The 12,746-nt window shown below is 41.8% G+C and carries 14 protein-coding genes; 9 read left to right on the forward strand and 5 right to left on the reverse strand.

What is annotated here, in order from left to right; all coding sequences use genetic code 11:
* Positions 1 to 216: 216 nt before the first annotated feature.
* On the reverse strand, positions 217 to 516 hold the full coding sequence (locus HC643_RS17120) for a ferredoxin (protein ID WP_038083869.1): 300 nt from the start codon (positions 514 to 516) through the stop codon (positions 217 to 219).
* A 627-nt stretch (positions 517 to 1,143) separates the two neighbouring features.
* Between HC643_RS17120 and HC643_RS17125 the strand changes: the two genes are divergently transcribed.
* The gene (locus HC643_RS17125; RefSeq protein ID WP_038083978.1) at positions 1,144 to 2,145 is read left to right on the forward strand and encodes a Gfo/Idh/MocA family protein; all 1,002 of its coding nucleotides are present in this window, start codon (positions 1,144 to 1,146) and stop codon (positions 2,143 to 2,145) included.
* 127 nt (positions 2,146 to 2,272) lie between these two features.
* Here the strand turns inward: HC643_RS17125 and HC643_RS17130 are convergent, their stop codons facing one another.
* Positions 2,273 to 3,484 (reverse strand): TetR family transcriptional regulator, encoded by a 1,212-nt coding sequence (locus tag HC643_RS17130; protein ID WP_038083866.1) that lies wholly within the window; start codon positions 3,482 to 3,484, stop codon positions 2,273 to 2,275.
* Positions 3,485 to 3,622: 138 nt separating this feature from the next.
* Here HC643_RS17130 and HC643_RS17135 point away from each other — a divergent pair, with 138 nt between their 5' ends.
* Positions 3,623 to 4,471: an acyl-CoA desaturase gene (locus tag HC643_RS17135; RefSeq protein ID WP_038083863.1), complete on the forward strand. Its 849-nt coding sequence runs from the start codon at positions 3,623 to 3,625 to the stop codon at positions 4,469 to 4,471.
* 336 nt (positions 4,472 to 4,807) lie between these two features.
* On the opposite strand, the gene HC643_RS17140 is transcribed toward HC643_RS17135, so the two are convergent.
* Complete coding sequence (locus HC643_RS17140; RefSeq protein WP_050045898.1) at positions 4,808 to 5,212, reverse strand: hypothetical protein; 405 nt, start codon at positions 5,210 to 5,212, stop codon at positions 4,808 to 4,810.
* Between the two features lie 114 nt (positions 5,213 to 5,326).
* Positions 5,327 to 5,545, reverse strand: coding sequence for a DUF4058 family protein (locus tag HC643_RS17145; protein ID WP_050045899.1), 219 nt, complete (start codon positions 5,543 to 5,545; stop codon positions 5,327 to 5,329).
* 168 nt (positions 5,546 to 5,713) lie between these two features.
* Here HC643_RS17145 and HC643_RS17150 point away from each other — a divergent pair, with 168 nt between their 5' ends.
* The 4 genes from HC643_RS17150 to HC643_RS17165 all read left to right on the forward strand — a co-directional run bounded on the left by HC643_RS17150 (position 5,714) and on the right by HC643_RS17165 (position 7,962).
* Positions 5,714 to 6,238: an outer membrane protein assembly factor BamD gene (locus HC643_RS17150; RefSeq protein WP_038083856.1), complete on the forward strand. Its 525-nt coding sequence runs from the start codon at positions 5,714 to 5,716 to the stop codon at positions 6,236 to 6,238.
* 213 nt (positions 6,239 to 6,451) lie between these two features.
* Positions 6,452 to 6,697 (forward strand): AbrB/MazE/SpoVT family DNA-binding domain-containing protein, encoded by a 246-nt coding sequence (locus HC643_RS17155; RefSeq protein ID WP_038083852.1) that lies wholly within the window; start codon positions 6,452 to 6,454, stop codon positions 6,695 to 6,697.
* On the forward strand, positions 6,684 to 7,073 hold the full coding sequence (locus tag HC643_RS17160) for a PIN domain-containing protein (protein WP_202048626.1): 390 nt from the start codon (positions 6,684 to 6,686) through the stop codon (positions 7,071 to 7,073). The genes HC643_RS17155 and HC643_RS17160 overlap by 14 nt, the downstream gene beginning before the upstream one ends.
* 28 nt (positions 7,074 to 7,101) lie before the next feature.
* Positions 7,102 to 7,962 carry a DUF3153 domain-containing protein gene (locus HC643_RS17165; protein WP_082051719.1) on the forward strand — a complete coding sequence of 287 codons (861 nt, stop codon included), beginning with the start codon at positions 7,102 to 7,104 and terminating at the stop codon, positions 7,960 to 7,962.
* Positions 7,963 to 8,283: 321 nt separating this feature from the next.
* Here HC643_RS17165 and pdxH read toward each other — a convergent pair whose 3' ends face one another.
* Positions 8,284 to 8,928, reverse strand: coding sequence for a pyridoxamine 5'-phosphate oxidase (gene pdxH, locus HC643_RS17170; RefSeq protein ID WP_038083843.1), 645 nt, complete (start codon positions 8,926 to 8,928; stop codon positions 8,284 to 8,286).
* 77 nt (positions 8,929 to 9,005) lie between these two features.
* Between pdxH and HC643_RS17175 the strand changes: the two genes are divergently transcribed.
* The 3 genes from HC643_RS17175 to HC643_RS17185 all read left to right on the forward strand — a co-directional run bounded on the left by HC643_RS17175 (position 9,006) and on the right by HC643_RS17185 (position 12,734).
* Positions 9,006 to 10,055 carry an AI-2E family transporter gene (locus tag HC643_RS17175; RefSeq protein WP_038083970.1) on the forward strand — a complete coding sequence of 350 codons (1,050 nt, stop codon included), beginning with the start codon at positions 9,006 to 9,008 and terminating at the stop codon, positions 10,053 to 10,055.
* Between the two features lie 321 nt (positions 10,056 to 10,376).
* On the forward strand, positions 10,377 to 11,195 hold the full coding sequence (locus HC643_RS17180; RefSeq protein ID WP_038083839.1) for a segregation/condensation protein A: 819 nt from the start codon (positions 10,377 to 10,379) through the stop codon (positions 11,193 to 11,195).
* Between the two features lie 366 nt (positions 11,196 to 11,561).
* On the forward strand, positions 11,562 to 12,734 hold the full coding sequence (locus HC643_RS17185; protein ID WP_038083836.1) for a nucleotidyltransferase family protein: 1,173 nt from the start codon (positions 11,562 to 11,564) through the stop codon (positions 12,732 to 12,734).
* The last annotated feature ends 12 nt before the right edge of the window (positions 12,735 to 12,746 follow it).

Raw genomic sequence — 12,746 nt, forward strand, 5'->3', positions numbered from 1 at the left:
TATATGTCACACTAGTATTAGGTCAATAAAGCAGGAAGACAGTTAGCGCTGCGTTCCTGCTGTGCGACCTAAATTCAGATTGATTGCCAAAGTAGGTGTATGAAGCAGACACAGCAAAGACAAAAATCTTTTGTCTGTGCTGCTTTTTTATTATGCTGTCTTGACGACACTCATATAAAATCCACTCCTCCAAAACTGTATGAAGAGGAGTGACTTCTAGTAAAGTTCTTCTTCTTGATGAGTTTGGATGGTGACATCCGAGGTTGGGTAAGCAACGCAGGTGAGTACGTATCCTGCTTCAATCTGGTCATCATCTAAGAATGATTGGTCAGACTGGTCAACAGTACCGGTAACAAGTTTACCTGCACAAGTAGAGCAAGCACCAGCACGACAGGAGTAAGGCAGTTCAATACCTTGCTCTTCAGCAGCGTCGAGAATGTACTCGTCATCTTTTACATCAATAGTTGTGTTTATACCTTCGCCTTCGTTGACAAGTGTGACTTTGTAGGTAGGCATTTGGTAATCCTCTCTTTTGTAACGGCAGTATAAGTTATCTTAAAGCAAATAGAACGGCTTATCTTTACAGAGCAGCCGCTGTTACAAATTTGCTTCACTTTTGATACTACGAGAAAACTAAGAGGATGCAACTGGAATTTTAGCCCGATTAGTAATGAAATTTAGTTACCCGATCGTGATTAGTTTTACTTATATTAAGGAGCAGCAAATTGCTAGATAATTAGATAATTTTATGACTGCAAAAAAAATTGTAAATCCAAGTAAATTTCAGATTTGCGATCGCATTGTATTATACAATTACCTAGTTAAGGAAAAAATCTACAATGACAAATCAATTATTTCCTTAATTATACTGAGAAGGAAGATGAGTTAGTCATGTAAGTAAAATTAGAGCAAACCTCAGGATACTTTAGGTAGCCTCTAGCCATACCTAAGTATATTTTGGAAATAAACTGGAATTCTTCACAGCCAATTTATAAGAAAAATGGCTCAAAAGCTTGTGACTAAAGCTCGGTAAGTATCAATTAAGTAAAGTTATAATTTTTAGACAAAACTGGGAGTAGAAAAACGTACTTTGGGGAAAAATATAGGTGTAAGTACGATAGGGTAGATAGATTGGTGACTCCAATGTACAGTAACTCAGCATTTTTACAAGACAGTCCTGTACGAGTAGGTTTAGTTGGGACTGGGGCTGCGGCAAAGCTCAGGGCTGAGGCATTTTTACAAGATGAGCGTTCCCATTTAGTTGCCGTAGCTGGCAATACACCAGAAAAGACAGAAGCCTTTGCCAGAAACTATCAAGCACAAATGGTCAATTCTTGGCAACATCTCGTGCAGCAAGAAGATATAGACTTGGTGGTTATTTGTAGTGTTAATCGGGATCACGGAGCAGTTGTACGAGAAGCGTTAAAGAATGGCAAACACGTGGTAGTAGAATATCCACTGTCTTTTGATGTGGTAGAAGCTGAAGAATTAATTGCACTCTCAAAAACACAAAACAGGCTTTTACACGTCGAACACATTGAAATGTTAGGTGGGATACATCAAGCAGTAAAGCAATACTTACCAAAAATTGGTCAAGTATTTTTTGTCCGTTACAACACTATCAAACCCGAACATCCCGCACCTCGGAAATGGACGTACAATCACAACCTTTTTGGGTTTCCGTTGATAGGTGCTTTGTCCCGATTGCACCGTCTTATAGATTTATTTGGTGAAGTGGTGTCAGTCAATTGCCACAACCGATTTTGGGCAGTGGAAACAGATTATTATCAAAGCTGTTTCTGTGAAGCTCAACTTTCCTTTACAAGTGGATTGTTGGCTCACGTTATTTATGGTAAGGGTGAAACGCTATGGCAACCGGAACGCAAGTTTGAAGTTCATGGCGAAAATGGAGGACTTTTGTTTAATGAAGATACGGGCGTTCTGGTACAAGTAGGGGAAAGAAAACCTATAGAGGTTGGAACTCGACGGGGTTTGTTTGCTAAAGATACAACAATGGTTTTGGATCGTTTAATCAACGGTACTCCCTTGTATCTCACGCCAGAAGAAAGTTTATACACTCTCAAAGTTGCAGATGCAGCAAGGCGTTCTACCGAACAAGGAGTAACACAAATAATTCGTAATTAAAAAATTCCTAATTCGTAATTAAGAAATTCTTAATTACGAGTTAATAATGAATTACAACAGTTTTCATATAAATGAACCATACCCTCTGTAAAGGCGCAAGACTATCGCGCCCCTACTCTCTTTCTTGCTAGGATTTCCTATCTAAAACAATAGCCTGCTTCAGAGCCAATTTTTCTCTAGCTCGACGAGCTAATGGTTGTAGTTTAGTCAAGTTCCAGCCTGTAATTAAACTCATATCTTCTAAATTCATTCCCTTCATCAACATATCCACACACCACGTTTGTTGAGCTTGCTCAATAACGGGTTGTTGCCCTTCAGGGGTCAATAAACCTGCGGTTAAAATTTCCCAGCGATCGTGTATTTCTCTCTCGGAGATCGGTGCATTGCGATCGCTAAGAAATAATGCCAAGCAATCGTCTTTGCGGCTCTTAAGCCATAAAGTTAATGGATTGCGCGTGTAAGAACCATATCGCTTGCCTAAAATCCATTGATTAATTGGCACTTGTCGAATGGAGCCTTGAGTTATTTGTAAAAAGTGCTGCTTGACATCCGTGATTTGGTGGGAACGCTCTAAGTTGACAATTTCGACTGGAGATAAACCAGCCCCAAATAAAACGTACATGAGAGCATAATCTCGAAGACCGGATTTCTTTGCCTTTTGCAAAATACTGTGAACTAAATGAGTCGGTAAATCTACAACCTTCTCTGTTGGTAAAGAATCACAATTGGTTGAACTTGTAGAATTTGTAATTTGGTTTAAAAACAGCGTTACTAAATTTTCTAAAAATTCATCTCTATTATGCCAAAGTTGGTGAGATTCACTTGTAAATTCAACTACGGCATATCCTATTAACATACTGTTCAGTAAACTGGCTAGCTTTTCAGCAGGTAGGTGAGTGGACAACTTTTCCCGTTCCATTACTGTAGCTAAGTATTCAGCAACGTGGTGGTTGGCTTGAGTTAAGCCTTTTCCAATCGCCTCACGGTTTTCAACTGAGTAATGTCCAGCCTCACCAACTACAGAACGCACTAATTGTGGGACTTTGTCCAGAGTCTGCAACCGCTCTTCACAATAATCTCTCAGAGCTTGATAAACACTCGTCGTTTGGTTGGCTTGTATTTTTAACGATTCACCTAGCTGTTGAAACACTGGCGATTCGGTTAGGACTGCTAAAAGCAACCCATATTTGTTACCAAAATGCCGAAATAGTGTCACTTCGTTGACTTCCGCTAATTCTGCAACTGCTTTTGTTGTCGTTTCTGTGATTCCTTGAGTTGCAAACAAGAATCTAGCTGCATCGATCAGTCGCTGTCGGGTTGAAATAATTTGACCACTCATAGATGAAGAATGCAAGTGCTACTTGCATTTAAATTTTTTCTTTGCTAAGCTTGGAGATGTAAGTGGCACTTGCATCCTCTACTCCTACTTTAGCTCTCTCCCCTAGTTTTTACTGTACTTATATCAAAGGAACAATTCATGACTACAAACTCAGATGTGGCTGTCGATAAGCAGTCACTGGCTCTGAGCTGGACTAACGTGGCATTTTTCGGTACGATTCATGCCCTGGCAATGCTCGCTCCCTGGTATTTTTCTTGGTCTGCTTTAGCAATCACAATATTCTTGCACTGGTTATTTGGCAGTATTGGAATTTGCCTGGGCTATCACCGACTTTTGAGCCACCGCAGTTTTTCTGTACCAAAATGGTTGGAATATGCGATCGCCACATTGGGAGCTCTTGCCATGCAAGGAGGACCAACCTTTTGGATAGCAGGACATCGGCTGCACCACGCCCATACAGAGAACACAGACAAAGATCCTTACTCTTCCCGACGTGGTTTTTGGTGGAGCCACATGCTCTGGATATTGTATCCGCGATCCGAGTTTTTTGACCCCGAACATTACAAAAGATTCGCCCCAGAAATACAGCGCGATCCATATTATCGTTGGTTAGATCGTTACTTCTTACTGCTGCAAATACCTCTTGGTATCTTACTGTACGCTTTAGGAGGTTGGAGTTTTATTATTTTCGGAGTTTTTCTCAGAGCTGTTGTGCTTTGGCACACCACCTGGCTCATTAATTCTGCAACCCACATCAGAGGTTACCGCAATTTCCAATTAGATGACAATTCTCGAAATCTTTGGTGGGCAGCAATTTTAACTTATGGAGAAGGTTGGCATAACAATCATCACGCTCACCCAAATGTTGCAAAAGCTGGCTTGCATTGGTGGGAAATAGATATGACTTGGTGGGCAATTAAAGTTCTGCAAAATTTGGGATTAGCTACGAAAGTCAACCTATTTCCAAGATCCAAAGCAGGAATTTAGTCATTTAAGTTCCGATAATACAACCTCTACTCTTCTCTTCGTGCTCTTTGCGTCTTCTTGGTTAAAAAATGTTTTTGAACCGCAAAGACGCGAAGAAAGCAAAGGTTAGATGTCGAAGCTCGGGCAGAATTTTCCTAATTTTTGAGCCACCTTGACAGAGCTAGTACACGAAGGCAGAAGTACGATGGCAGAGGGCAGAAGGCGCAAAAGCTTTAACTGTAAGCTTTTTCTGTGTCACTAATGGTTGCTTTATTTACGCCGTGCTGTACTAGGTAGGGCTAAAGCCTACCATCTCACTTTAAACGTAGCCCATTATTCTAATGTTGGTGAGTAAGATTAGAAACGACGGTAAGGCGATCGCCATCTGTAATAGTGTGGATATGATGGGCGATCGTTAACAATTACAGGATTAATCACCGTTGAGTTTCTAATTTGAGGATTGACTAAAACAGGGTTAACAATCGTGGAGTCAATAATCTTGTGTCCTCCATAAGAGTATGGGTAATAACCCTGTGGGTATACGTTACTGTTGTATTTCGGTGGTAAACCTGTGGCGGGATTTACAGGTATAGGAGTTGAAATAGGGCTACCGTAAATATAATTACCAACAGTGGGGGCTTGAGGAACTACGTAAGTGTTACCACCATTGATGTCTACCCAATTTGCTGAAGCAGGAGCCGTTGTGAGTGCTACTACGGCTGCGATCGAGCCCAACCCAAGTAAACTTCGTTGCCAATACATAATTCTTAAGTGTTTTTTCTTAAATAAGAATATTTAATTAAGTATATCATTTTTTGACAATATTGATAATGATACGTAGTTTGTCAGTCCTGAATGCGTTCTTCTCGTATTTCATCAATGAAGGTTCTGCTGAACACTCAAGTCTGGTCTGCCAATAGCGATCGCCATATCGCCGCTCACCTTGTATACCCATTTGTCCGTGACTACCCGATATTTTGGTAACAATTTGGGAATCAAGTCTTTAGCTAGCGCCGCTATCAAGTGGTTGTGGAAATCTGACCAGTAATCTGATTGTTCGAGATAAGGGTTCATCCCAGGAAATGGGTTAGGCATATTTCAACTCACCGATCGCTGGTCACTATTTAAGATGCTAGCAAAACCTACATTGATATAGCTGATATAGCTATTGGCTGAAGAGCATCCCAGTCAGTAAAAAAATATGACTCCCAATGGTCGCCACTGTTGGCAAAATAAAGACAGTGCCGATTTTTTGTGTGCAAAGTGAGTTCTGAAAGTTTAGAAATAGCTAAAATTAGGTATCAAGCTGGGAGAATTGCTTTTGAAAAAGGGCAATATCGGGAAGCTGTCGAACAACTCTCAAAAGCAAGCGACCTTCTAGCCCCCAATTCTCGTCTTGCTGGGGAGGTGAAACTTTGGCTTGTCACGGCTTATGAAGCAGCTGGGCGCTCCGAAGAAGCACTTGACCTTTGCGAACAACTCAAGCGCCATCCCCACCTGGAAACCAGCAAGCAAGCGAAAGAATTACACTACATTCTCAAAGCGCCTAGGTTACAACGTCCGAAAGAATGGATGACTGAAATTCCCGATCTGGGTGCAATCGCTGATAATGAAACCAACACTCGATTCGCTGTCAAGCCTAGTTCTTCCCAAAGACAGATGCGTCCCGAGCCAGAATTTGTAGATCTCAGTCAGGTAAATACTAAAGACAATCGATTTATTTGGGTAGCTTTAATTGCGATCGGTTTAATCTTAGGTGGGCTGCTTTGGATGGGTTTGTCAGGTTAACTCGCAGGCAATTGAACGCTTCATCTCTGGGTAATATGCAGATTCTAGTGGCTTATATCACCGCTTCAGCTATGCCCCCATATATAGCTAAGGAGCGATGTATATACTATCAATCTTAAAGTTTGCTCGAGATTTGAGAGTAGAAAAGAGAAAGATTTTAAAATGGTCTTATGCCTTACAATTAAGTAAGGCGCATTTGTAAGGCTTATTCCTATGTCCATTGCGACAGTCACAATTAAAGGACAAGTTACTATTCCCAAGGAAATCCGAGATTACCTGAAACTAGATACTGGCAGCAAAATTGAATTTGTAGTCGATGAAAATGGTGATGTCAAGATTGTGCCACTGAATGTCCCAATTGAAGCGTTGTCTGGATTTTTGCATCGTCCTGGTATGACGGCTGCAACAATAGAGGACATGGAAGCAGCGATCGCGGAGGGTGCGCGTGATTGGACTTGATACGAATGTTCTAGTTCGCTATCTTACCAAAGATGACGTTAACCAATGGGAACAAGCGTCTCAAATCATTCAGGAAAATCAACCTTGTTTTATTGGCAATGTTGTCTTAAGCGAACTCGTGTGGGTTTTAAGAGGACGACCTTATCAATTTGGTAAAGATGAAATCATTACTACGTTAGAGATGATATTGCAAAGCTCGGGCTTTGAATTTGAAAACCGTTCCATAGTGTATCAAGCATTACAACGAACCAAACAGGGACGAGCTGATTTTTCGGACTATCTAATTGGAGCGATCGCTCAACATATGAGTTGTACTGAAACGGTAACTTTCGATCGAAAATTGCGAGGAGATAAAGGATTTCGTTGCCTAACCTAACTTATTGATTTTTGGAGAGCTTTATATTATGAGATGGTCTATATTTCAAAATTATAACCGCAGATGCACGGCAAAGCACGCAGGAAAAGGAGACAATTATCGGCGTTCATCAACGTTTACCGTCGGTTCAAAATCATTCATTGTATGGGCTGTGCTGTTGATATCCTTATTTCTCTCAGGGTGTGTGAAGTACGATCTAGGTGTTAACTTTGACAATTCAAATCATGGCGAATTGGTGCAGCACATAAAATTAGAAGAACGGCTGCTCAGTTTCAGTGGCGATTCTGTCTACGAATGGTTAAATAGCATAGAACGTCGCGCTCGGAAATTAGAAGGTAAAATACGACGGCTTTCCAAAGAGGAAATTTTTGTTTCCATCCCTTTCAGTAACGGTCAAGAATTACAAACCAAATTTAACGAATTTTTCCACCCTAATGGAACTCAAAAACCCGAAACAGGAACCAATGAGGCTAACGCAGAACTGCCAAAAATTGAATCAAATATACTTCTGTTTCAAAACAATTTCTTACTCTTAGTAAGGAATCGGTTGATTTACGATTTGGATTTGCGATCGCTAGGTTTAATTTCCAGCAAAGGAGCTGTGCTATCTAATCCCGGTTCCATTCTCGACTTAGAATTTGGCTTAAACACTCCTTGGGGTGCAAGGACTGTAGAAAAGACAGAGAATGCGATCGTTCCAGAAAAGAACGGCAATCAACTTGTGTGGAGACTTAAGCCTGGAGAATTAAACCATATAGAAGTCGTGTTTTGGCTTCCAAGCCCTCTTGGTTTTGGGACACTATTCATTATTGTATTCGTACTGGCAGGGGTTTACCTGAGATACAGTTTTATGCCCGACCCTAGAGTTCAGTTTGCTTCAAAAGGTTAATGGCTAATGGCTAATGGCTAATTGCTAATTGCTAATGGTGAGTTTAGTCCTGTAGGCGGTGAGACCATTGCTGTAGGCGGGTTTCCCGCCGCGCCCTGGCAACTGGCGTATAGCCCTTGCGGGCATAGCCTTCGGCATCGCGTAGCGTCTCCGTAAGGAGATACCCGGAGGGGTTTCCCGCGACCACCGGGACTGGCGTATAGCCCTTACGGGCATAGCCTGCGGCAACGCGGAGCATGCGCTTTGCGCTTAGCGTCTGTGCTCCTGAGATAGGGCTATCAGCTAATAGCTATTAGCTATTAGCTATTAGCTGATAGCACTCTATGGCGACAACCGTTCGATCTTCCAACTGCTATCATCTAAACGGGTATAGCGCAGGCGATCGTGCAGTCGATTGGGGCGTCCCTGCCAAAATTCAATTTCTACGGGGATTGCTCGAAAGCCACCCCAATGTTGGGGGCGGGGAACTTCTTGGTTTTGATATTTGGTTTGAAGTTCCTCTATTCGTTGTTCGAGGACTGCTCGATTTTCTATCACCTCACTTTGATTGGAAGCCCATGCACCCAAGCGACTGTTGAGAGGACGGCTGTAAAAATATTCATCTGACTCTTTGTCTGAAATTTTTTCCACACTTCCAGATATGCGGACTTGGCGTTCTAGTTCTGCCCACCAAAAAACAAGAGACGCTTGGGGATTTTCTGCTAGTTCCTGCCCTTTTTGGCTGTTGTAGTTTGTAAAGAATACAAAACCCCGATCGTCAAAACCTTTGAGCAATACCATTCTTGCAGATGGCTTCCCCTCTTGTGTCGTAGTTGCAAGAGTGACGGCATTTGGTTCTACAAGTTGGGCTGCTAATGTCTGGTCGAACCATCGTTTAAATTGTATAAAAGGATTGGGGTCAACTTCAGTCTCGCTCAAACCTTGCAAGGTATAATCCTTCCTAAGGTCAGCAATATTTCTATCCATTGTCATCTTCCTGTATTAAACGGTCGGGAATGGGAGTTAACAGTGAGAAGCGATCCGTTAACCAAAGTAAAAATAAGATGCGCCGTTCAGCCTCACTTCAACGTCTTTTAATATATGGTCTGAGCGGTCCAATTATCGCTCTCAATCTCTGGTTGTTGTATTTAATTTTTCGTTTATTTCAGCATCCCATCACTATTGTGAGCGTTGCAGCAATTTTGGCTTTTCTCCTGAACTATGCAGTCAAGTTCTTTGAACGTGCTGTCAACCGTCCTCAAGCGGTGACGATTGTGTTGCTGCTGACACTCACGCTTTTGATTGTTTTAGGTGTTACGCTCGTGCCAATAGTGATAGATCAAACTATTCAACTTTTAGATAGAATTCCAAATTGGTTGGCGACGAGTCAAGCCAATTTAGAGTCTTTTGAAGCTATAGCCAAAAAGCGACGTTTACCTTTAGATCTGAGAGTTGTTAGCAATCAAATCAATGCCAATATTCAAAGTATGGTTCAACAGCTTGCTTCTGCTGCTGTGGGATTCGCCGGGACAGTCTTGTCAGGATTGCTCGATGTGATATTGGTGGTTGTCTTGGCGTTCTATATGCTTCTGTATGGGGAACGCGTGTGGTTTGGCTTATTTAACCTTTTACCGGCTAATGTTCGAGTTCCATTAAGAACCTCTTTACAGCGTAACTTTCACTACTTTTTCCTCAGCCAACTTTTACTGGCAGTTTTTATGGGGGTCATTATGACTCCAATTTTCCTCATTCTCAAGGTTCCTTTTGCGCTGTTATTCGCTATAGTGATTGGCATATCGCAACTCATACCTTTTATTGGGGCAACATTGGGTATTGGTTTGGTCACGTTTTTAGTTTTGTTACAAAACTGGTGGTTGGCAGTGCAAGTGGCTGTTGCTGCGATCGTTGTACAGCAAATCAAAGATAATTTACTCAGTCCCAAGCTACTTGGTGATTTTATCGGAGTCAATCCTATATGGATTTTTGTTGCTATTTTAATGGGTTTTGAAATTGCTGGTTTGTTAGGAACACTTGTTGCAGTCCCCATTGCCGGAACTATCAAAGGAACTTTTGATGCCATTGTCAACAGTACACCAGTGACCGATAACCAGTGACAACAAGTCGTTTATTTTGGGCTCGTAAGGGGTATAAAAAAATAGTAGTATACTGGATTCCCAAAATGTTCTAACTATTAAACTCAAATCTAAACGAAGTATTCTCACAGCGTTTTACTCTCTATGTACGGCACTAACCTTTTTGACATCGTTTAGATGATAATTTATACGGTAACTCAACTGCCAAAATGGTATGTGTAATAATTTTCAGGGAAGCATCAAGCGATCGCAAAGGTAAAATTTGTTAATAATTTAGTGGTTAGTCGTTAGTAGTTGTAACCACTAACCGCTAACCCCCAACCACCAACCACCAATCATTCAATGGACGCTGCTGAGCTATTAGAAACAATTACGTTGCTCATTTACCAAGCTGAACAAGGGGAAATAGACCCTTGGGATGTCAAGGTGATTGAAGTGATCGATAGTTACTTAGAGCTCATGGCACCGGAAACTGCAACAAGAGGGTATGAAACTGATTTATCACAATCGGGTCAAGCTTTTTTGTCGGCATCAAAACTGGTCTTGTTCAAGGCAAATACTTTGATGCAGTTGCAAGCAGCAGTAGAGGAACAAGAAGCGACTGAAGAAGCTCTCTTGGAAAGCGAAGATGGAGCCACTTCTCACCACCAACGCTTGCCATTGGAACGTCATTTACGCCGTCGCCCTGCAGCTATGCCTCCACCGAAACGCCGTGTGACCTTGCAAGAACTTATAGAACAGTTGCAAGTTATGGCAAAACAGTTGCAGCTAGTGGAAAAAGCGAACAAGCCTGCTCGTACTCGACGCCAACCCAGCCTTCAATCCATGAAAGCTGCTTTAGAATTGGCTCACCAGGAAAATCTGACAGAAGTGGCTTCGGAACTCGAGCAAGTTTTACGCCTGAGGACTCCAGAATTAAATTTAGAGAAAAATTGGTTGAATTTAGAACAACTTGTGGAGTTATGGACCCTAGCAAAGCAACCGCAACAGAAGAATATCACAGAGCATTCCCACGAAAACCATATGGTTAGTGTTTTTTGGGCATTACTACTGCTTTGTGCTCAGTCTAAAGTGGAGCTTGTTCAGGAAGAATTTTACCAAGACCTGAAAATCAGGTTGCTCACTGATTCATCAAGCACTATGGATATACCTTTAAATTAAGGACATACAACATTGTCATATGAGGGTTCGCTATGATGTCTTCAGCAAACCTTAAAATCCAATTAAATTGGAAAAGTGACCAATGCAAATTATAAAGGATGAAGGATAAGGTCTGAAAGATGAAAAAATGTATAAAGTATCGAAGGTCTTAGCCGAGGTATAAAATTTTCATACTTGGCACCTTGGATTTTATGCTTTTTTTATACTTCATACTTTACACTTCATATTTGTTTCCCATGTCTATAATGCTCTGAGGTACTGCAGTTGCACTCAGTGCTTTTAGGAATGACAAAAAAGCGGAAATACACTGATGATGAAGTATCAAATGATAACAGTAAATCGGCTTGTGGTTGAGGAATAAGATATATGAAAGCGATGATTCTCGCAGCAGGTAAAGGTACTCGTGTCCGTCCGATTACCTACACAATTCCCAAACCAATGATTCCTATCTTGCAAAAGCCAGTGATGGAATTCTTGCTGGAACTTTTACGCCAGCATGGGTTTGACCAAATTATGGTTAATGTCAGCCATTTAGCAGATGAAATAGAAAGTTATTTCCGCGATGGTCAACGGTTTGGCGTACAAATTGCCTATTCTTTTGAAGGTCGCATTGTTGACGGTACTCTTGTAGGAGAAGCCGTTGGATCTGCTGGAGGAATGCGGAAAATTCAGGATTTCTACCCATTTTTCGACGATACCTTTGTCGTATTATGCGGTGATGCTTTGATTGACCTAGACTTAACAGCAGCCGTAAAGTGGCACAGAGAAAAGGGATCTATCGCCACCATCATTATGAAATCGGTTCCACAAGAAGAAGTTTCTAGCTATGGTGTCGTAGTTACAGATGAAGAAGGTCGGGTCAAGGCTTTCCAAGAAAAACCTAAGGTAGAAGAAGCTCTAAGCACGAATATTAACACGGGTATCTACATTTTTGAGCCAGAGATCTTTAATTATATTCCCTCGGGAGTAGAATATGACATTGGTAGCCAGCTCTTCCCAAAATTAGTTGAAGTGGGAGCTCCTTTCTACGCTATTCCAATGAACTTTGAATGGGTAGATATTGGTAAAGTTCCAGATTACTGGCGAGCCGTTCGCGGTGTACTGTCTGGAGAAATCAAAAATGTCCAAATTCCGGGGCATCAAGTCGCTCCTGGCATTTACACTGGCATGAATGTTGCTGTCAACTGGGATAAAGTGGATATCACGGGTCCAGTCTATATTGGCGGTATGACTCGAATTGAAGATGGTGCAAAAATCGTTGGTCCTACAATGATAGGTCCTAATTGCTGGGTGTGCAGTGGCGCAACAGTGGAAAATAGCGTCATCTTTGACTGGTCTCGATTGGGTCCGGGAGTCAGACTCGTTGATAAATTGGTATACGGTCGTTACTGTGTGGACAAGACTGGAGCTACGATAGACGTGCAAGCAGCAGCTTTAGATTGGCTGATTACTGATGCGCGTCAAGAGCCACCATCCCATACTCCAGCAGAACGACAAGCGATCGCTGAATTGTTAGGAACGAACGCTCCTGTAACTTGAATTGTTAGTGGT

The organism is Tolypothrix bouteillei VB521301, assembly GCF_000760695.4.
GTDB classification, from domain to species: domain Bacteria; phylum Cyanobacteriota; class Cyanobacteriia; order Cyanobacteriales; family Nostocaceae; genus Scytonema; species Scytonema bouteillei_A.

Coding starts and splice junctions, on each gene's coding strand:
- HC643_RS17180 (WP_038083839.1), top strand. CDS start 10,377: ATGGACGCTGCTGAGCTATTAGAAACAATTACGTTGCTCATTTACCAA.
- HC643_RS17145 (WP_050045899.1), bottom strand. CDS start 5,545: ATGCCTAACCCATTTCCTGGGATGAACCCTTATCTCGAACAATCAGAT.
- HC643_RS17185 (WP_038083836.1), top strand. CDS start 11,562: ATGAAAGCGATGATTCTCGCAGCAGGTAAAGGTACTCGTGTCCGTCCG.
- HC643_RS17125 (WP_038083978.1), top strand. CDS start 1,144: ATGTACAGTAACTCAGCATTTTTACAAGACAGTCCTGTACGAGTAGGT.
- HC643_RS17120 (WP_038083869.1), bottom strand. CDS start 516: ATGCCTACCTACAAAGTCACACTTGTCAACGAAGGCGAAGGTATAAAC.
- HC643_RS17175 (WP_038083970.1), top strand. CDS start 9,006: ATGCGCCGTTCAGCCTCACTTCAACGTCTTTTAATATATGGTCTGAGC.
- HC643_RS17140 (WP_050045898.1), bottom strand. CDS start 5,212: ATGTATTGGCAACGAAGTTTACTTGGGTTGGGCTCGATCGCAGCCGTA.
- HC643_RS17130 (WP_038083866.1), bottom strand. CDS start 3,484: ATGAGTGGTCAAATTATTTCAACCCGACAGCGACTGATCGATGCAGCT.
- HC643_RS17155 (WP_038083852.1), top strand. CDS start 6,452: ATGTCCATTGCGACAGTCACAATTAAAGGACAAGTTACTATTCCCAAG.
- pdxH (WP_038083843.1), bottom strand. CDS start 8,928: ATGGATAGAAATATTGCTGACCTTAGGAAGGATTATACCTTGCAAGGT.
- HC643_RS17165 (WP_082051719.1), top strand. CDS start 7,102: ATGAGATGGTCTATATTTCAAAATTATAACCGCAGATGCACGGCAAAG.
- HC643_RS17135 (WP_038083863.1), top strand. CDS start 3,623: ATGACTACAAACTCAGATGTGGCTGTCGATAAGCAGTCACTGGCTCTG.